Here is a 19558-nt window from a genome sequence, read left to right on the forward strand (position 1 = left end):
AGCCGCTCGGACAGCTGACGGGCGCCTTGCAGCGGGGTTTCCACGGCGACGTCGTAGACGCGGGAGGTGAGGATTTTCTTGACGTACTGTTCGAGCATCGGGAAAGCATCACTGACGAAAAGGGCAAGGCCGAGAAGTCTACCCCGCGCCCCGACCGACGACCACACCAAGAGTCAGGCTTTAACCACGCCATGTCGTTATAATGCCGCCCCCTAAACCTATCGCTCTCCTGTAGGAGAGCGCTTGTTCGCGACAGCATCGTTTAATTGAGCTCATCGGTGCCTGACACAATGCCTTCGCGGGCAAGCGCGCTCCTACAGGCTCTTTACCTCTGGAGCCCCGCATGACCCAGGATCAACTCAAACAGGCCGTTGCCCAGGCCGCTGTCGACTTCATCCTTGCGAAACTCGACGACAAAAGCATCGTGGGCGTCGGCACCGGCTCCACCGCCAATTGCTTCATCGATGCGCTGGCTCAGCACAAAGGCGCGTTCGACGGCGCAATCGCGAGCTCCGAAGCCACCGCTGCGCGCCTTAAAGGCCACGGTATTCCGGTGTATGAGCTGAACACGGTCAGCGACCTGGAGTTCTACATCGACGGCGCTGACGAAAGCGACGAGCACCTGAACCTGATCAAGGGCGGCGGCGCGGCCCTGACCCGCGAGAAGATCGTTGCTGCCGTGGCCAAGACCTTCATCTGCATCGCCGACGGCAGCAAGCTGGTCCCGGTGCTGGGCGCGTTTCCGCTGCCGGTCGAAGTCATCCCGATGGCCCGCAGCCACGTGGCACGTCAACTGGTCAAACTGGGCGGCGACCCGGTGTACCGCGAAGGCGTGGTGACCGACAACGGCAACATCATCCTCGACGTGCACAACATGAGCATCACCAACCCGGTGGAGTTGGAAGCGCAGATCAATGCCATCGTCGGCGTGGTCACCAACGGCCTGTTCGCGGCACGTTCGGCGGATTTGCTGCTGCTGGGCACTCAGGAAGGCGTGAAGACCCTGACTCGCTAATCACGCAAGACCGCACGTATCGGCATGATTGAAATGCCAAACCTGTGGGAGTGAGCTTGCTCACGAAGGCTGCTTTTCATCCACAAAAAGATGCTTCGGATGTACTGACCCCTTCGTGAGCAAGCTCACTCCCAAAGAGTTTGTACACCCACAAACACCACGCTGCCCATCTACCGCTTCCTGAACACATAAAACAGATTCGGCTCGCTCACCAGATACAACGTCCCGTCATCCCCCATTGCGATCCCCTCCGCCTGCGGCACGCTCTGGCTCAGGTTCATGCTGCCCTTGCTCAGCGACACATTACCGACCGGCCGCCCCTCGGTGTCCAGCTCCAGAATCTGCCGCGACTCATCCGACAGCGCCAAGAGATGCCCACTGCGCTCATCGAACTGCAAACTGGACAGATCGCGCACGAACAGGCCTGCATCACGCTGCTTGCTCGATGTCACTTCAAGGATGTCCGGGGTGCTGTCATCGAGATTCGGGAAGCCGCGCACTTCGAGGATCTGCACCGGCCTGCGCTCCTTGGCGACAAACAGGCGCTTGCCCTTGTTGTCGTAGGCCAGCCCCTCGAAACCATTGTTGCCCCCGGCATCGATCCCGAGGGTCAGTTGCTTGGCGTCGGCGGCATCGAGAAACCGGGTGTCGTCATCTACTTGCACCTTGATCAGCCGCTGACTGTGCTCATCGCTGATCACGTAAATGCCGGGGCTGATGTATTCCACCGCTTCTGCGTCGCCAAACCCAGTCAGCGGGATGCGCCGCAGGACGCGACCTTCCAGGCTCAGCTCGACCAGCTCGGGGTCCTTATTGGTCACGGTAAACAGGGTTTTGCGATCAGGATCGAAACTCAGAGCGGAAACGTTGTCCGCCAGCCCTTCAATGACCCGGGCCGCGATTACCACTTCGTAATCCTCCAGCCCCAGCGCCTGTGCGTCGCTGGACTGCCAGAACATATGCCAGTTGAACCAGACCCGCTCGACCACGCGGTATTCACGTACGGCGATAACCGACAACGCCAGCGACACCGTGGTCAGCAAGGTCAGTAACATCGCGTGGGTGGAGGACAGATGACGCATGTGACGTACTCGGTTCAAATGGAGGCGCATTAATATCACCCTAGTCTGAAACCAAGCTGAAAGCAGTTGTAGGAAAAATCAGTTCTTCTTGAAGGAATAAAACAGGTTCGGCTCACTGACGAGATAAATGGTGTCCTCATCATCCATGGTCACGCCTTCGGCGCGGGGGATGGTGTGGTCGAGGCCATGCAGGCCGTGGATCAGCGACATGAAGCTGACCTCGTTACCCTTCTCGTCCAGCTCCAACAGCAAATGCGATTCAGCGGACAGCGCCAGCAAATGGCCGGTTTTCTGATCGACATGCAATGCCGAGAGGTTGCGCATGATCAGGTTGTCCCCGCCAAGCTTCTGCTTGTCACCCTTCAATACGGCGCTGGCCTCGGACTTCCAGCTGAACAACGCCGGCGGACGCTCTTCGCCGAGCAGGAGCTGCTGATGACGCGGGTCCCAGGCAATGCCCTCGAATGCCTTGTTCTGATCCGCCGAAGGGCCCAGGTCGTATTTCGGGAAGTCAGCGATGTTCAGGCTTTTGGTCTCTGGCGTGACGGTGACCATGCTGATCATGTGCTCGCGCTCGTCGACAATTGCAATCACGCCGCTGCCCAGCACAGCCAGGCCCTCTGGGTTACCCCACCCTACCAGCGGGATCTTGCGCAGCACATCGCCAGTCAGGCTCAGCTCAGCCAGGAAAGGGTTCTTGCCCATCACCGAATACAGGGTTTTGCTTGAGGCATCGTAGGAAAGGTCCGAGGCCTCGTCCTTCTCCAGCCCGGCAAGCGGCTTGCCGTCGATCACCACATGGTAATCCGGTAGCCAGACGCTGGCGTTGCGCTCGGCCGCCGAGGCCGCTTGCTCACGCACCCACAGCAGGCCGCGGTCATCCCAATGCCAGGCGTAGGACAGGCCCACGAAGATCACCACCAAGGCGATCAGCAGCCAGGACCACTGAAAACGTCGACGCGGTTTGGGGGTGTTCAGCGATTGATCAGTAGCGGCCATCGAAACGATCCTGCAAGAAGAAATTCCATGGGTGCAGCGGCGTGGTGCTGCATTCGGCAGAGCATTATCCAGACGCGTTGTGAAAAAAACGGCAACCTGACTGCACGTGCGCCAGGCAATAAAAAGGCCACCTGTGGACTCACAAGCGGCCTTTGGCCAGCGCGACAAGGATCAGCGCACGTCGCTTTCGAAACGGCTCTGGCCCGGCAGTTCCAGCACGATCTGGTCACCGACGTTGAACGGCCCGACGCCAGCTGGCGTGCCAGTCATGATGAGGTCGCCCGCCTGCAGCGAGAACTGCGAGGCCATGTGCTGAATCATCGGCACGATCGGATTGAGCATGTGGCTGCTGTTGCCGTCCTGGCGCACTTCGCCGTTGACGGTCAGGCGGATCGAGATGTCGGTCAGATCCGGATAGACGTCAGGCGACACGAACGGCGCGATGACGGCCGCGCCATCGAAGGATTTGGCGATTTCCCACGGCAGGCCTTTCTCTTTGAGCTTGGACTGCACATCGCGTAGGGTCAGGTCCAGACCCGGTGCGAAGCCGGAAATGGCGTCGAGCACTTCTTCGCGGCTCGGGTTCTTGCTCAGCGGCTTGCCGATCAGCACCACGATTTCGGCTTCGTAATGCACCGAACCACGGTCCTGAGGAATGCTGAAACCGCCTTCGATCTCGACCACGCAGCTGCCCGGCTTGATGAACAGCAGCGGCTCGGTCGGCACCGGGTTGTCCAGCTCCTTGGCATGCTCGGCGTAGTTGCGGCCGATGCAAACCACCTTGCCCAGCGGGAAGTGAACCTTGGTTCCGTCGACATACTTGTGCTGATAGCTCATGAGCGTTCCTTTATTGCAGCGTCTATTCAGTAAACCCTCGCTTACAGCGCGAAGATCTTGCCGGGGTTCATGATGCCGTTCGGATCGAACACGGCCTTTACTGCGCGCATGTATTCGATTTCAACCGGCGAGCGGCTGTATTCGAGGTAATCGCGCTTGACCAGCCCCACGCCGTGCTCGGCCGAGATCGAGCCGTTGTACTTCTCGACGGTCTCGAACACCTTCTTGTTGACCGTCGCGCAGCGGGCGAAGAACTCCTCTTTGGGCAGATCGCCCGGCTTGAGGATGTTCAGGTGCAAGTTACCGTCGCCGATGTGGCCGTACCAGACCACTTCGAAATCCGGGTAATGTTCGCTGACGATGGCGTCGATCTCATTGAGGAACGCGGGCACTTTCGACACAGTGACCGAAATGTCGTTCTTGTAAGGCGTGTAGTGGGAGATGGTTTCCGACAGGTATTCGCGCAGTTTCCAGAGGTTCTGCAGCTGCTGCTTGCTCTGGCTCATTACGCCATCGACGACCCAGCCCTGCTCAACGCAATGCTCGAAGGTCGCCAGGGCCTGATTGGCGATCTCGTCGTTACTGGCTTCGAATTCCAGCAAGGCATAGAACGGCGTCTTGGTTTCGAATGGCTCAGGCACATCGCCCCGCGCCAGAATGTGCGCCAGGCCCTTGTCGGAGAAGAATTCGAATGCGGTCAGGTCGAGCTTGCCGTGGAAGGCGTGCAACACCGGCATGATCGAGTCGAAATCCGGCGTGCCGAGGACCATGCACGTCAGATTGTTGGGCTCGCGGTCCAGACGCATGGTGGCCTCGACGATAAAGCCCAGCGTGCCTTCCGAGCCGATGAACAGCTGGCGCAGGTCGTAACCGGTGGCGTTCTTGATCAGGTCCTTGTTCAGCTCAAGGATGTCGCCTTTACCGGTCACCACTTTCAGGCCCGACACCCAATTGCGGGTCATGCCATAACGAATGACCTTGATCCCGCCGGCATTGGTGCCGATATTGCCGCCAATCTGGCTGGAACCGGAGGACGCGAAATCGACCGGGTAATAAAGGCCGTTCTCTTCAGCGAAGTGCTGCAGTTGCTGGGTGACGACGCCCGGCTGGCAGCGCACGGTGCGGTCGGTGATGTTGAGTTCGAGAATCTGATTCATGTAGTCGAAGGAAACGACCACCTCGCCGTTCATCGCCACAGCGGCTGCCGAAAGGCCGGTTCGGCCGCCCGAGGGGACCAGCGCGATCTTGTGCTCATTGGCCCAGCGGACGATGGCCTGCACTTGCTCGGCGGTCTTGGGAAACACGATGGCGCTGGGCGCGGGGGCGTATTGCCGGGTCCAGTCCTTGCCGTAGGCCTCCAGGGAATCGGCGTCAGTCAGGACCTTGCCAGGCTCGACCAGGGACTTAAGTTCATCTATCAACGCAGGCTGTGTCATCAACAGAACTCTCGAACAATTCATGGTCATCCTGAGAACGGCTCACGTCGCAGGAGCGGGTATTTAGCGGGGCACATATGCTAGCATACCGCCCCCGCAGAGACGTGCCTGAGGCCGACCTGCGATGGCGCCGTTGCGCCGTGAGGCCGGCTTTTTCCGCTGGCCATTCCCTGCCATTTTTCTCCGGGACACAGGTTTACGCAGATGAGCAAGACTTCCCTCGACAAGAGCAAGATCAAGTTCCTTCTTCTCGAAGGCGTCCATCAATCCGCAGTCGACGTCCTCAAGGCCGCCGGTTACACCAGCATCGAATACCACACCAAGTCGCTGCCGGAAGCCGAACTGAAGGAAAAGATTGCCGACGCTCACTTCATCGGTATCCGCTCGCGCACCCAGCTGACCGAAGAAATGTTCGACTGCGCCAAGAAACTCGTCGCTGTCGGCTGCTTCTGCATCGGCACCAACCAGGTGAACCTGGACGCGGCCCGCGAGCGCGGTATCGCTGTCTTCAACGCCCCGTACTCCAACACCCGTTCGGTGGCCGAACTGGTACTGGCCGAGGCGATCCTGCTGCTGCGCGGCATCCCTGAGAAAAATGCTTCCTGCCATCGCGGTGGCTGGATCAAGAGCGCCGCCAATTCGTTCGAGATTCGTGGCAAGAAACTGGGCATCATCGGCTACGGCTCGATCGGCACGCAATTGTCGGTCCTGGCCGAGAGCCTGGGCATGCAGGTGTTCTTCTACGACCCGCTGACCAAGCTGCCACTGGGCAACGCGGCTCAGGTTGCCAGCCTGACCGAGCTGCTGGGCCTGGCCGACATCGTCTCGCTGCATGTGCCTGAGCTGCCGTCCACCCAGATGATGATTGGCGAGAAAGAAATCCGTGCCATGAAGAAAGGCGCGATCCTGATCAACGCCGCTCGCGGCACCGTGGTGGATCTCGACGCGCTGGCCCGCGCAATCAAGGACCAACACCTGATCGGCGCCGCCATCGACGTGTTCCCGATCGAGCCGCGCTCCAACGACGACATCTTCGAAAGCCCGCTGCGTGGCCTGGACAACGTGATCCTGACCCCGCACATCGGTGGTTCGACCGCCGAAGCCCAGGCCAACATCGGTCTGGAAGTGGCCGAGAAGCTGGTCAAGTACAGCGACAACGGTACGTCGGTGTCCTCGGTCAACTTCCCTGAAGTGGCCCTGCCGGCTCACCCGGGCAAGCACCGCCTGCTGCACATCCACGAAAACATCCCGGGCGTGCTCAGCGAGATCAACAAGGTGTTCGCGGAAAACGGCATCAACATCTCCGGTCAGTTCCTGCAGACCAACGAGAAGGTCGGTTACGTGGTCATCGACGTCGACGCCGAATACTCGGACCTGGCGCAAGAGAAACTGCAGCACATCAAAGGCACCATCCGCAGCCGCGTGCTGTTCTAAGCCCTGTGTTGCCATGAAAAAAAGGAGACCTTCGAGTCTCCTTTTTTGTGTCTGCTTTTTCGGCAACCTACACCTTTTTGTGACGGACACTGACCTTGTAGGAGCGCGCTTGCCCGCGATTGCAGTCTGTCTGTAATCCTTGTGGCGACTGACACACCGCTTTCGCGGGCAAGCGCGCTCCTACAATCTTGTATCGCGCGTTATTTCACGGTAATCGTGATCTTCTGCGACTCCACCACCGGGTTCAGCGGGATGTGGCTCTTGTCGCCCACAAGCAATTGCAGGGTGTGCTGGCCGGGGGTTAGGTTCAGTTCGGTCTCGGTCTGGCCCTTGCCGAAGTGACGGATGTTGTCGGTGGTCGGCAGCGGCGCGTTCATGTCGGGCTGATCCTTGACGTCGATCAGCAGGTGATGATGGCCGGTGTCCGGAACGTCGACACCCGCAGGCGCAACGCCCATGCCCTTGAGGCCGAACTGGACCTTGAAGGTGCCGTTGACCACCGCGCCGTCTTTGGGCGAGATGATGTAGACCTCGGCGCCCGCAGGTGATGGCGTACGGGGCACATCGGCGGCCTCAGCGAGAAACGCCGATCCCAGCAGCAGTCCAGCCAGGGCAGTTTTTGCAAATAAGGTCTTCATGATCTCTCCCGTTCTTGTTTTCAGACGCTCAGCCTCAGACCCGGATCGCAAACGCCGGGTTCACCATCGGCGGACTGAAAGCTATGGCACGGGGTTTACCTTAGCCGGATCCGGGACATGAGGCTTTGGGGGAGTGAATTTATGTAGAAGATTTCATCTTGAGCAGCACGACGCGCTTGAGGGTGACCCCTGTGGGAGCGAATTCATTCGCGAGGGGTCGGTGGATTCAACACACCTTTGTCGTCTGTCAGATTTTCGCGAATGAATTCGCTCCCACAGAACTGGGGCCACTGGCGAAAACTGAGTGATTTTTACAACTCGAACGGCTCATTGCCGCGCCGCCGGAACCAGCCGGTCAGCGACAGGCGCTCTCGGTGGGCAGGCAAGACCTCATGGGGCATCTCGCCGGAAAGAAACACCACCAAACAGCTTCCCACAGGCTGCACATCAAAGGCATCGCCGTCCTTTGGAAACAGGCGCAACTGGCCGCCATGCTCAGGCAGCCAGGCGTCGTTGAGGTAAATCACCGCCGAAACCATACGCTTGTCGTCGTCGCGGAAACGATCGACATGCTTGCGATAGAACGCACCGGGAGGATACAGCGCGAAGTGGCTCTCGAAATCCTCCAGCCCCAGGTATAACCCACGATTGAGGGCCTGACGCAGGCTGTCCATCAGCGCCAGATAGTCATCGCACGCCTGGGCCTGGCCCGGTTCCAACCACTGGATGTGGTCGCCACGAATCCCCTCGCGAACCTCCTGCGCAGGCCCGCGCCCCACCGCAGCCGGCGCCAGCTCGCCTTCGGCCGCACGTTTGCGGCACTCAAGCGCCAGCGCGCGGGTCAAGGCGTCGGGCAAAAAGACGCTCTGCTGCGACCAGCCACGCTCGGCCAGGTCGTCGACGATTTGCATCAGCAGTGAGTCATCAGGGGATATGTGCATGGCGCGCATAGTATCCACACGCCACACAATCCAACAGAGCCCGCGGTCTGCTGGCCGAAGAATATTTTTCAAGGCCTGATGACCTACGGCCGATTTGCCGGAAAGATCGCCGAACCCACGGGTTTTCTTGGGGTCTGGCAACTGTTAACTCGACAAATCCCCGCCGCCCCGCCGAGAATAGCGGCCTGCCGACAGGAGTCCCTAATGCGCCGTCTGCTTTTCCTGCTGTTGATGTTCTGCACACTGCCTGTTTGGGCAGACAGCCAAGACCAGTTGTACAAGGTCGCCGGCTGGCCAGAACAGCGCGCGCATTTCGTCGATGCCCTCAAGGCTGCGCAGCAGCGCTACAAAAACAGCCTGCCGCCGGCGGTGTATGACGCGCTGGTCAACAACAGCAATCAGCGCTTCGCCCCACAGGCCATGGATCAGCGCGCCGAGCAAAAACTGCGCGCAACGCTTCAGGACCCCAACCCCGCCCTGCAATTTTTCCAGTCACCGCTGGGGCGCAAGATCGTTACCGCCGAACTGACCGCCACGCGCCCGGACCAACTGGCGAAAAACGCTCAGGGCCTGCCGAAAATGCAGGCCAGCGACAACCGCCTGCTGATCATCGGCCACCTGAGCAACGCCCTCCCCGCCAAGGAAGCGGGCGCCGAAGTCAGCCTCGCCATTGCGGGCGTGGCAGCCGACAGCCTGAGTTCGATGATTCCAGGATTGATGGGCGGCGGAACGACCCAAGGGATGCTCGAAGGCCAGCGCCAGCGCCTGATGGCCCAGATCGCCAACGACATGAGCAACACGCTGCTGTACGTCTATCGCGACTTGTCCGACGCCGAGTTGGAGGAATTCTCGACTTTTGCCGAGTCCACCGAAGGCCAGGCGTATTACCAGGCGGCGCTGGCGGCGATTCGTGCAGGGTTGGCGGTTGGGCAGAACGTGCAATAACGCGCGCTTCAACGCATCCGCTGAGTCAAAAACCCGAAAAACAACGCCCGTAACTCCGGCAACTCGTTGGCCAGATGATGCCGCGCCTCATGCAGCATGAAGATTGGCGGGTGATCGAATTTGTCGTTGAGCACGGCCAGATTGTGGCTCCAGTCTACGGTCATGTCCGACTCGCCCTGCACAATCAACGGGCTGCGCGAACTGCGCGGGGCGTTCTCGATGCGTTCGATCCACTTCGCCAGCGCACCGACCCACACCGTCGGCAAGCGCCTTGGCTGCAGCGGGTCGGCCATGAGAAATGGCAGGAACGCAGGCGCGTTGGAGTTCTCGCTGAAGCGCCGGTCGATGCCTTTGACGAATGCACGCAGCAGGTAATAGCTGACTTTCGACCAGGTCCAGCCGCGAGGGCGTACCAGCGGCGCCAGCAGAATCGACTGCCCCTGAGCCGGACTGTCGTCGCCATGATTGAGCAGATGATCGATGACGATCGCCCCGCCCGTACTCTGCCCGCACAGGTGCCAAGGCTTGGGCAGCTTGAGGATGTCGGCTTCGGCGAACAGCCGGTCGAGCACCACCTGATACTCGGAAAAATCGGTAATGCTCGCCCGCGTACCGCTGGACAGGCCGTGGCCGGGCAAGTCGCAGGAAATCACTGCAAACCCCAGATCCAGCGCCCACTCGATGACATGCCGATACAGCCCCATGTGATCGTAGAAACCGTGCACCAGCACCAGGGTCGCGACCGGGTTCTCGGGCAGCCAGAGCTGAGTGACAATCTCGTAGCCGCCGACCTCGAAACGCCCCAGGCGGCTGGTGATGCGCCCGTCGCGACCAAGCCCGGCCAGGCTGTAGAAACGTTGATAGGCCTGTTCCTGCTCGGAGAGCGCAAGCCCGGCACTCAGCGGCTGCAGGCCGGCGCGCAGGCGGTCGGGGTCGAACGTGTTGGACATCGTGATTCCAGATCAGGCAAATAGGCGCATAAACCGTGACGCATGCTCGTGAGTTTCTTCCGTCCGCTCAGGCGTGGCAAGCTACGTCACCCAAATCGAAGCCACCCCCATGACTGCTCAATCACTTGCCGGACGACGCACTGCCTTGCTCGCGCTGATCGCCATCCTCTGTGCGGCAGCCTTGTGGCTGGGCTACAGGTGGTTTGAGGGCCGATACGTGCGCGCGTTCAGTGACCAGACCGCACTCTTTGCCGGCGACGTGCTCAGCCTGCCGCCAGAGCTCGCAGGCCCCGGACGAATCCGGATGGTGCACTTCTGGGACCCGGCCTGTCCCTGCAATGTCGGCAATCAGCAGCATCTGCGCGAGCTGGTCGCGCGCTTTACCGGTGAGGGGGGCGTGGACTTTTACGCCGTGCGCAAGCCGGGCACTCATGGCGAGCTGCCGTCGACGCTGAGCGCCATCAAACTACTGAACAGCCTGCCCGGCGCCGAGCGCATCACCGCCAGCCCCGCCGTGGCGATCTGGGACCGCGCGGGCAACCTCGCGTACCTTGGGCCGTACAGCGAAGGGCTGACCTGCAATTCGGCGAACAGCTTCATTGAGCCAATCCTGCAGGCCTTGAAGACAAATCGTGGCGTCAGCGCGACACATACCATGGCGGTGGGGTGTTATTGCCCTTGGGCTACCTCTCAATGAACCCGCTCACACCCTTCGCTGAGAACCAAAATCCAGAGATCCCTGGGCTTCCGCTGTGGGAGCGAATTCATTCGCGATTGGCCGGTACATTCGAAACATCTCTGTCGGATGTGGCACCGCCTTGCGAATGAATTCGCTCCCACAGAGGAAACAACGGCGACGTTCCGTTCGCCCTGAAATCAATGAGTAGCCTTGTAATCGATCACGTACGGCAGCTTTTCATCGGCAGTTTTGGTCAGGACCTTGCGCTTGACCGACTTGAAGCCGCCCAGTTGCTTGGCCGTCATGCCACCGCCCACCGGCTTGCTCAATGGCCCCTCGACCATCAAATCGCTCGCAGCCTGCAACGCCCGGTGATAACCGCTGCGTTCGCTGAGGTTGAAGTCCGCCAGCACCAGCCGGTCGCGCAGCCAGTCAGCCCAGTAGAACTCCAGAAACTCCGGCGAGACCTTGCCAGACTTAGGCTTGTCGTACGCCGCGCCGCGCACGAAATACACGACGCTGCGCAGTATGTCGTTATGCATGGCCTGCAGCCCCACCTGGGCGGGCAGTTGAGCGGGTGAAATGGCCTGGCCGTTGCCGTCCTTGAGCCAGACCTTGCGTGCCTTTTCCATGCGCGCCCAGAAGGTCGGCATATCGGCGCTGTCGCTGAAGTCGTCGGTCATGCGCACCTTCATCTTCATCTGCGGACCAGCGCCGGGCTGTTCCCACAGGGTACTGAAGGTGTGATGCCCATCGGTCAGGTAAAACTGGCCACCGGGGCCGACGACCACGGTTTTCATCTCTTCGGGGTGAGCGTTCGGCTCATCCTTGCAGGTGTAGCTGTCGGGTTTCAGAGGATCGGCGTCGGGCTTGATCGTTCTGGCCTCGCGCTGGCCATTGTTCTCGCAGATCTCGTCGAACAGCTTCTGCCGATCCTTGGCGAATCGTCCGAGCTGGTAATAGACCTGATCAAAACCAATGACCGCCTGGGTCGGGTGCACCTGTTCGAGACTGACCTCAACGACGTCTCCGGGTTTGGGACCGGTAAACGCGAAGGCGTGGGTGCAGGCCAGTGCCAGCAACAGCGCCAGGCTGCGGGGTTGAATGCGCATGGGCGAAACTCTTGTTGAATTGAAGCGGAGCTTACCCCATACACGTCGGGCAAGACTTTGAACCTGTAGGAGCGCGCTTGCCCGCGATGCCGAGGGTCCAGTCACCCGAGGCGTTGAATGTGCCGACCTCATCGCGGGCAAGCGCGCTCCTACTGATGTCTGGCGTCTCAGCCTGCTACACAGCCCCGCGACAAATCTGTAGCCTTCTTGGCTTCTCAATGATCGTTGAGCCTTCGGATGAAACGCAGCCTTTCTGTCATCGCCGTCCTTGTGATCCTGATCGCAGGGGGCGGGGCCTGGTATGTCCACAGCAAGCAGCCGCTGCGCAGCGGCGAGGTTGCCCTGACGCAGCTCAAGGCGCCGGTCAGCGTGCGCTACGACGAGCGCGGCGTGCCGCACATCAAGGCCGACAACCAAGACGACCTGTACCGCGCGCTGGGTTACGTACACGCGCAGGATCGGTTGTTCCAGATGGAAATCCTGCGTCGACTGGCCCGTGGCGAGCTGGCCGAAGTGCTCGGCCCGAAACTGGTCACCACTGACAAGCTGTTCCGCAGCCTGCGCATTCGCGAACATGCTGATGCCTACGTCGCCCGCCAGGACAAGAACACCTCGGCCTGGAAAGCCCTGCAAGCGTATCTGGACGGCGTGAACCAGTATCAGGCGACTCACCCCAAACCCATCGAGTTCGACGTGCTGGGCATCGACAAGCGCCCCTTCACCGCCGAGGACACCCTGAGTATCGGCGGTTATCTGGCCTACAGCTTTGCGGCCGCGTTTCGTACAGAACCTTTGATGACGTACATACGCGACCAGCTAGGCCCGGACTACCTGAAAGTCTTCGACCTGGACTGGCAGCCCCAAGGCGCCCTGCACCCCTCGCCCGCCCTGACCCGCAAGGACTGGAAAGGTCTGAGCGATTTGGCACAGCTGAGCGCGCGGGCACTGGAAGAGGCAGGCCTGCCGCAGTTCGAGGGCAGCAACGCGTGGGCGGTGTCGGGCAGTCGCACCCAGAGTGGCAAACCGCTGCTGGCGGGCGACCCGCACATTCGCTTCTCGGTGCCCGCCGTCTGGTACGAGGCTCAGCTGTCGGCACCAGGCTTCGAGCTGTATGGGCACTTTCAGGCGCTGAACCCGTTCGCTCTGCTGGGGCATAACATGGATTTCGGCTGGAGCCTGACCATGTTCCAGAACGATGACGTCGACCTGATCGCCGAGAAGGTCAATCCCGAGAACCGCAATCAGGTCTGGTACCACGGCGCTTGGGCCGACATGACCTCGCGTCCCGAACAGATCAAGGTCAAAGGCGAGTCGCCGATCACCTTCACCCTGCGCCAGTCGCCCCACGGGCCGATCGTCAACGACGTGCTGAGCGCCAGTGGCATTCAGGACACCGCCGATACGCCTGTGGCGATGTGGTGGTCTTTTTTGGAGTCCGAAAATCCGATCCTGCAGGGCTTCTATGAAGCTAACCGCGCCGACACCCTGGACAAAATGCGCAGTGCCGCCGAGAAGATTCAGTCCCCCGGCCTGAACGTGGTCTACGCCAACGCCCACGGCGATATCGGCTGGTGGGCCGCGGCGCAGCTGCCCAAGCGCCCTGCCGGGGTCAACCCGACCTACATCCTCGACGGCAGCAGCGAGCAGGCCGACAAGAACGGCTTCTACCCCTTCAGCGCCAACCCTCAGGAAGAAAACCCTGCGCGGGGCTACATCGTCTCGGCCAACTTCCAGCCGGTATCGCCGACGGGCATGGAAATTCCGGGCTATTACAACCTCCCCGAGCGAGGCCGCCAGCTGGACAGGCAGCTGAGCGACACTTCGGTGAAATGGAACCTGGACAACAGCAAGGCGCTGCAACTGGGCACAAAGACCGACTACGCACAGCAGATTCTCAAGCCGCTGATCCCGGTGCTGCGCCGTGTGATCAGCGACCCCGAAGAGTACGACATCGTCGAAAGGCTGGCCGCCTGGAAAGGCGATTACCCGGTGGATTCGGTGGGCGCGACACTGTTCAATCAGTTCATCTACAACCTGAGCGACCAGGCCTTGCGTGATGATTTGGGCGACGGACTGTTCGCGACGCTGCTGTCGACGCGGGTCATCGACATGGCGCTGCCAAGACTGGCCGCCGACGCTGACTCCCCCTGGTGGAACAATCGCAACTCCAACGAGCCGGAAACCCGCGACAACATTGTGAAAATGGCTTGGCATGCGGCGGTTTCGCACCTCAAATCGCTGTACGGCGTGAACCCGGACGAATGGACCTGGGGCAAGGCCCACACCCTGACTCACGAACACCCGCTGGGCCGCCAGACACCGCTGGACATGCTGTTCAACGTCGGCAAGTTCGCCGCGCCAGGCACCCACGAAGTGCCGAACAACCTGTCGGCAACCCTCACCACCGCGCCGTGGCCAGTAACCTACGGGCCCTCGACACGCCGCCTGATCGACTTCGCCGACCCCGTCCACGCACTGGGCATCAACCCGGTCGGACAGAGCGGCGTGCTGTTCGACCAACACTATGCCGATCAGGCACAGGACTACATCACCGGGCGGTACAGGCCGGAGCGGTTCAGTGAGGGGGATGTGGCGGGGAATAGCAGCGAGGAGTTGAGGTTGGTGCCGGGTCATTAGCAGCCGCCTGCAAATGCCCTAGGCGGCTGCCGCAATGATAACCGCCCTCTCAGTTATCGCCTCGGACCGATTACATCAAGATCGAGATACTTCTGTAGCACAGTCGGAACCTTCACACCGCCGTGGGGGTTTTGATAGTTTTCAAAAATCGCCACCATCGTTCTTCCAAGCGCCGAAGCGGTCCCATTTAAGGTGTGAACATACTCATTTTTCTTCGTCTTTGGATTCTTGTACTTGATGCCCAACCTCCGGGCCTGATAATCCGTGCAGTTGCTGGCAGAAGTGATCTCACCGTACTCTCCACTCTCGCCTTTTCCCGGCATCCAGGCTTCCAAGTCGTATTTCTTATAAGCTGGCGCACCCAAATCGCCTGAACAGTTGAGTACAACACGATAAGGAATATCCAATTCGCTGTATATCTCCTCCTGGAGGGAAAGGATTTTTTCATGGAAAACTTCGCTTTGATCCGGATCGCAGATAACGAAAAGTTCCACTTTCTCGAATTGATGAACTCTATACAGACCTTTACTGGAGCGTCCCGCCGCCCCCGCCTCCCTTCTGAAGCAGTGGCTTTCAGCGACATAAAGAAGAGGCAACTGCTGAGCATCAAGAATCTCGCCCGAGTGCATTCCGCCTACGCATATTTCCGCTGTCGCAATCAAGCTTTTATCCAAACTGTCAAGTAGATACGTATTGCTCTCTTCTCCCCTTGGCGAAAAACCAACGCCTTCCAAAATATGGTTATGGCAAATATCCGGCGTCTGCAGGGGAATAAAACCGGCCTTCATTGCTTTCTCGAACACATAGCTTTTGATCGCATGCTGCAGCAACACCGCCTCACGCTTGAGAAAATAAAACTTCGAGCCTGCGACTTTAGTGCCTGCTTCAAAGTCGATGACATCCAAACGCGTGCCGAGATCCACATGATCAAGCGGGGAGAACTCAAATACCGGGGGTTGTCCAACCTCCCTAAGCACGAGGTTGTCTTCGTCAGAGCTCCCTGTTGGAACCTCGGGGGCAATCCAGTTGGGCAGCTCAGCCAGTAGGGAATCAAATTCAGCTTGAGCTACGTCATACTCGGACTTGGCTTGCGCCACATCGGCTTTGACCAACAATCCCCGCTCCAATAAATCTGTTCGGACCTGAGTTGAGTCCGACCTCTTTACTTTATCTGCTATCGCATTTGCGTGTTTTTGCAATGCCTCCAGTTTTTGCCTCCTGGACTTCACAACCTCAAATTTCTGAATAACGCCCTGTAGATTCAGACGGCTCGAGCGTTTGGCGAGATTCGTCTCCATAAGCTCGAACTCGTTAACAACCTTTTTTATATCAATCATCTAAAAACCCCACCCTCTTTGACACCTGCAATAAAGCACAGCGGCGACAAACCAACAATAAACATTAACTATAAGCTAACAAGCGCGTAGTCGGAATTATTAAACCACATTTAAACCACAAGAATAAAAACTCGACATCAGCACAAACATCCCACGTCAACTCGTTGACCCGGTAAGAAAATGCACCAATGACTGGATACCTGTTTTAACTTGTGAAATTGATATTTTTTCGGTTGCCGAGTGAGCATCTTTCAGAGAACCTGCACCAAATACAACTGTATCAATCTCAGCCTCATGGGCATAATGCCGGGCATCACAACTAACGCGCCATGCATAGACGGGCGGTGCCACAGGCCTGTTCATAGCTAATGATACAGAACTATTCAGCGACGATACGAAATCATTATCCTCCGATATTAAGTAGGCTTTATTACGCAAACCCTTAGCGAAATCTAGGGAAAAACTGATATCCGGATGACTTTCCAATACGCGGCCCAACCTATTACTGACAAGGTGTTCAATATCACTAATGGATGCATCGGGAAGAAACCCGACATTAAAACGAAGCGTGCAATTCTCAGGAACTGATCCAGGCCACTCACCGCCTTCAATGCTACCGACATTAATCTGGAGTGGGCGCTTCCACACAGAAAATGCGGTATTCCGCCTAGCGTCATTGAGCATGTCGCTCTCGATATTCTCAATTTCATGAATAGCTTGGATAGCTGCTTTGATGGCCGATGCCCCCTCCTCATCGCCCCCCATATGAACTCCTTTTCCCTTAATCTTCAGCTCGCAGGTCAAACAGCCCCGATGACCGCGATGAACCATCAGGTCTGTGGGCTCAAAAACAATAGCGAAATCCGCAACCACCCCATTCAGGATGGTTGATAATGTTCCGTTGCCACCGACCTCCTCTGCGGAAACAAGGTCCAGCAAAATCTTATATTTTGTACTTAGTCCTTGATCCTTTATGTACTCCAAAGCACCTAGCAGGAGAAAAAGATTTCCCTTCGTGTCACAAGCACCTCTCCCATAAATATATTCGCCATCGCAAGAAGGCTCGAAGAGACCATCACACCCATCTGCCGGGACAACATCTACATGGGAATTGAATATTATTGCACGCGTAGAGTCCAGAGACGCCGCCCAGAGTGCCCGTACATTCACTCCACTATTAGTGTGATCGCTGGCGGTATAAGCAGAGTGGCAGGCCAGTCCAGGAGAGAAAGCCTCATAGCGGGATATAAAACCATAGTCAGCCAATAGCTTAGTCAAAAAACTGCTCGCGCAACCTTCCTTGCCTAAGCTAGTATCAATGGAAACGTACTCAAACATCTCCAATTTCATTTTTTCGAAATAAGAAGAAAACCAGGAATTAAACTTTGCATCATCGCTCATTATTACCCCTCAAAGACTCAAAGTAATTATTTACAAACCAACGCTGGCAAATTATTTTCACCAAATCCAGCCTTAGCTTTATCTTTATAGACCTGATGTGCCGCTGTGATCATCTTCAGGGATTCACCTGTCGAGGGCACCAAATTCAAGCTGTAAGTCAAGTCTTTCAAAGCATTATTAATTGAAAATTTAAGAGGTTCCGGTCCACCTTCGCAGACCCATTTAAGAAGCGCTTGCGATAAAGCGTTATTAACTCCCCCTTGAGCGATCAGTTGCGCAATATGGCGTACATCGACACCAATTTCTTGCGAAAGAGATATGGTATCGGCTGTGATAGCCACGACACCCATCGAGAGTGTATTATTGACAAGTTTGACTTTCTGCGCCTGACTCACCTCGCCCACGTGAATAATGAAATTACAGAATGCCTTGAGTACAGAACAGCTCATATCAAGCAGTCTTTCTGGCGCACCTAACACTGCATTTAGCTTCCCTTGCCTTGCCTCCTGTGGGCTGCGGGTAACTGGCGCATCGACATAATCTATCCCGCAGGAGTTTAGTGAAGTAGCGAGGTTTAGCGTCTGAGCAGGATTCCCCGTCGTTGTGTCTATAACCAGCAGCTGTTCGTGATTCGCGGCAGATATACCGTCATTCCCAAAACACACAGAATCTACCGCTTTGGAGTCCGGCAGTGATAAAACTAGGATGTCACACCGCTCGGCAACCCCTTTGGGCGTAGAAACTTCAGTGGCGCCCAATGACTGTAGCTCTTCAATACCCGCACGTGAGCGATTGCCGCAGCAAATGACCTGGGCTCCGTTCCGAATCAAACTCACCCCAATGCCCAAGCCCATCTTTCCGACGCCAATTAGCCCCACATTTCGGCCAATCAAATAGTCTTTAGGCACTTTTTCTAGATCAATCACACCGGTCATCATACCCTCCTGAATTCTGAAAACCTCTCAGCAAGTTTCCTGTGCGAAGCAAGCGAGTATTAGCCCACTCAGAGTTATAGCTTGACGGCTCTAAAAAGCGGCCAAAAGGTTTGGTCTGCTTAGAGTGGTTAGCTTCTAAGCAAGCAACAATAGACTGAATATAAAGAGCATGACCGGTTCCTACCAATCTTGGTGAGCCACCGACTTCAACATCATGAATCACGTCTTCTAGAAACTTGCAAATCTTCTCAATATATTGCCTTTGGGGATCCGGATTGACAGGACTATTAAACATCAGCAAAGACTCGCCTTGCTCTTGACACGGCATTATTTCAAAAATCTCAAGAGAGTCGTTATCCCAGCAAGGATCATCAAGCTTAAGCACCGCAAGTTCACGAGCCACACCGTGCTCATCTACCAGCAGAAACTCCATGCATCGTGAACGCTTGCTCCGCAAATAACTACTTACCCCGGTCACCAGCATCCCGCTCTCAAATCCAATGCAAGCCTGAATAGTATCTGGCCGAGTGACTTCGCCACGAACAAAGTCACTTTCAGCAAAGAAAGATGATCGAACATTAAATTTATCGTGACACGAGACTCCTCCAATGTAACATGCCAAGTCCAGAGGATGTGTAATCTCTGACACAGCGCCTACAGTTGGCCTAACATCCTTTACTCGATTTTTGGACCATTCGAATGAAACCCTTGCCACCTTCCGCTCTTGAAAGCTTAGAAACTCCGTCAGCTGCTGCACGGCAAGACTATAGCGCTCTACGAAACTTACAGCCAGTTGCCGATCAAGATAACTCAACCTTACAAAGTCGCAATGACCAGGAGCGGTAACAAGTGGCTTTTCACATAGAACTTTCTGAAAAGGGATTTTTTTAGAGTGAATAAACTCTAGTATTTCGAAATGCATACTATCATTAGTAGCAATGACGATTAAATCGCAGCTAACCTCAAGCAAGAGTGTTCGATAGTCGTACTCGAGACGAACACCGCAATCACGTAGGGCCTCTATTTTTGCACAGTCGCGTTCCGCAATCCCAACAACTTGGACACTTGCAGAAGCCACCAAGCTGACGGCTTGAAGAAATCTGGATCCTGAACTGCCAGCACCGATAACAACACACCGCATCACATACCACTCCTTGGTAAAAACAATATCAACCTGGGC

General features: G+C 57.3%; 18 protein-coding genes. 5 read left to right on the forward strand and 13 right to left on the reverse strand.

Annotation, left to right across the window (positions count from 1 at the left end):
• A partial coding sequence (locus AC07V9_RS28490) for a hypothetical protein (RefSeq protein ID WP_495018984.1) occupies positions 1 to 98 on the reverse strand: 98 nt, incomplete at its 3' end.
• A 245-nt stretch (positions 99 to 343) separates the two neighbouring features.
• Between AC07V9_RS28490 and rpiA the strand changes: the two genes are divergently transcribed.
• Complete coding sequence (gene rpiA / locus AC07V9_RS28495) at positions 344 to 1015, forward strand: ribose-5-phosphate isomerase RpiA (protein ID WP_495018955.1); 672 nt, start codon at positions 344 to 346, stop codon at positions 1013 to 1015.
• A 170-nt stretch (positions 1016 to 1185) separates the two neighbouring features.
• On the opposite strand, the gene AC07V9_RS28500 is transcribed toward rpiA, so the two are convergent.
• The 4 genes from AC07V9_RS28500 to AC07V9_RS28515 all read right to left on the reverse strand — a co-directional run bounded on the left by AC07V9_RS28500 (position 1186) and on the right by AC07V9_RS28515 (position 5369).
• Entirely contained in the window at positions 1186 to 2097 is a 912-nt protein-coding gene (locus AC07V9_RS28500; RefSeq protein ID WP_495018956.1) for an SdiA-regulated domain-containing protein, read from the reverse strand.
• A 78-nt stretch (positions 2098 to 2175) separates the two neighbouring features.
• Positions 2176 to 3096, reverse strand: a complete 921-nt coding sequence (locus tag AC07V9_RS28505) for an SdiA-regulated domain-containing protein (protein WP_495018957.1) — start codon at positions 3094 to 3096, stop codon at positions 2176 to 2178.
• 171 nt (positions 3097 to 3267) lie between these two features.
• The gene (locus tag AC07V9_RS28510; protein WP_495018958.1) at positions 3268 to 3933 is read right to left on the reverse strand and encodes a fumarylacetoacetate hydrolase family protein; all 666 of its coding nucleotides are present in this window, start codon (positions 3931 to 3933) and stop codon (positions 3268 to 3270) included.
• Between the two features lie 41 nt (positions 3934 to 3974).
• Positions 3975 to 5369: an FAD-binding oxidoreductase gene (locus AC07V9_RS28515; protein ID WP_495018959.1), complete on the reverse strand. Its 1395-nt coding sequence runs from the start codon at positions 5367 to 5369 to the stop codon at positions 3975 to 3977.
• A 204-nt stretch (positions 5370 to 5573) separates the two neighbouring features.
• On the opposite strand from AC07V9_RS28515, the gene serA reads away from it, so the two are divergent.
• Positions 5574 to 6803 (forward strand): phosphoglycerate dehydrogenase, encoded by a 1230-nt coding sequence (gene serA, locus AC07V9_RS28520; protein WP_495018960.1) that lies wholly within the window; start codon positions 5574 to 5576, stop codon positions 6801 to 6803.
• Positions 6804 to 7003: 200 nt separating this feature from the next.
• Here the strand turns inward: serA and AC07V9_RS28525 are convergent, their stop codons facing one another.
• Entirely contained in the window at positions 7004 to 7441 is a 438-nt protein-coding gene (locus tag AC07V9_RS28525; protein ID WP_495018961.1) for a DUF4399 domain-containing protein, read from the reverse strand.
• A gap of 311 nt (positions 7442 to 7752) precedes the next feature.
• Positions 7753 to 8391: a 2OG-Fe(II) oxygenase gene (locus AC07V9_RS28530; protein WP_495018985.1), complete on the reverse strand. Its 639-nt coding sequence runs from the start codon at positions 8389 to 8391 to the stop codon at positions 7753 to 7755.
• Positions 8392 to 8586: 195 nt separating this feature from the next.
• On the opposite strand from AC07V9_RS28530, the gene AC07V9_RS28535 reads away from it, so the two are divergent.
• Complete coding sequence (locus tag AC07V9_RS28535; protein WP_495018962.1) at positions 8587 to 9327, forward strand: DUF2059 domain-containing protein; 741 nt, start codon at positions 8587 to 8589, stop codon at positions 9325 to 9327.
• A gap of 8 nt (positions 9328 to 9335) precedes the next feature.
• Here AC07V9_RS28535 and bipL read toward each other — a convergent pair whose 3' ends face one another.
• On the reverse strand, positions 9336 to 10277 hold the full coding sequence (gene bipL, locus AC07V9_RS28540) for a phospholipase BipL (protein ID WP_495018963.1): 942 nt from the start codon (positions 10275 to 10277) through the stop codon (positions 9336 to 9338).
• Between the two features lie 109 nt (positions 10278 to 10386).
• Between bipL and AC07V9_RS28545 the strand changes: the two genes are divergently transcribed.
• Entirely contained in the window at positions 10387 to 10974 is a 588-nt protein-coding gene (locus tag AC07V9_RS28545) for a DUF6436 domain-containing protein (RefSeq protein ID WP_495018964.1), read from the forward strand.
• A gap of 179 nt (positions 10975 to 11153) precedes the next feature.
• Here AC07V9_RS28545 and AC07V9_RS28550 read toward each other — a convergent pair whose 3' ends face one another.
• Positions 11154 to 12068, reverse strand: coding sequence for a ParB/Srx family N-terminal domain-containing protein (locus tag AC07V9_RS28550; RefSeq protein ID WP_495018965.1), 915 nt, complete (start codon positions 12066 to 12068; stop codon positions 11154 to 11156).
• A 237-nt stretch (positions 12069 to 12305) separates the two neighbouring features.
• On the opposite strand from AC07V9_RS28550, the gene AC07V9_RS28555 reads away from it, so the two are divergent.
• Entirely contained in the window at positions 12306 to 14705 is a 2400-nt protein-coding gene (locus AC07V9_RS28555; protein WP_495018966.1) for a penicillin acylase family protein, read from the forward strand.
• 53 nt (positions 14706 to 14758) lie between these two features.
• Here the strand turns inward: AC07V9_RS28555 and serS are convergent, their stop codons facing one another.
• The 4 genes from serS to AC07V9_RS28575 form a co-directional block, all read right to left on the reverse strand.
• Entirely contained in the window at positions 14759 to 16042 is a 1284-nt protein-coding gene (gene serS, locus AC07V9_RS28560; RefSeq protein WP_495018967.1) for a serine--tRNA ligase, read from the reverse strand.
• Positions 16043 to 16198: 156 nt separating this feature from the next.
• Positions 16199 to 17443, reverse strand: coding sequence for a M20 family metallopeptidase (locus AC07V9_RS28565; RefSeq protein ID WP_495018968.1), 1245 nt, complete (start codon positions 17441 to 17443; stop codon positions 16199 to 16201).
• Positions 17444 to 17469: 26 nt separating this feature from the next.
• A complete protein-coding gene (locus AC07V9_RS28570; RefSeq protein WP_495018969.1) occupies positions 17470 to 18378 on the reverse strand; it encodes an NAD(P)-dependent oxidoreductase in 909 nt (302 codons plus the stop codon).
• A complete protein-coding gene (locus tag AC07V9_RS28575) occupies positions 18362 to 19519 on the reverse strand; it encodes a Gfo/Idh/MocA family protein (protein ID WP_495018970.1) in 1158 nt (385 codons plus the stop codon). The genes AC07V9_RS28570 and AC07V9_RS28575 overlap by 17 nt, the downstream gene beginning before the upstream one ends.
• Positions 19520 to 19558: the final 39 nt, after the last annotated feature.

The sequence above is a fragment of the Pseudomonas sp. GW821-FHT02A11 genome, from assembly GCF_059421985.1.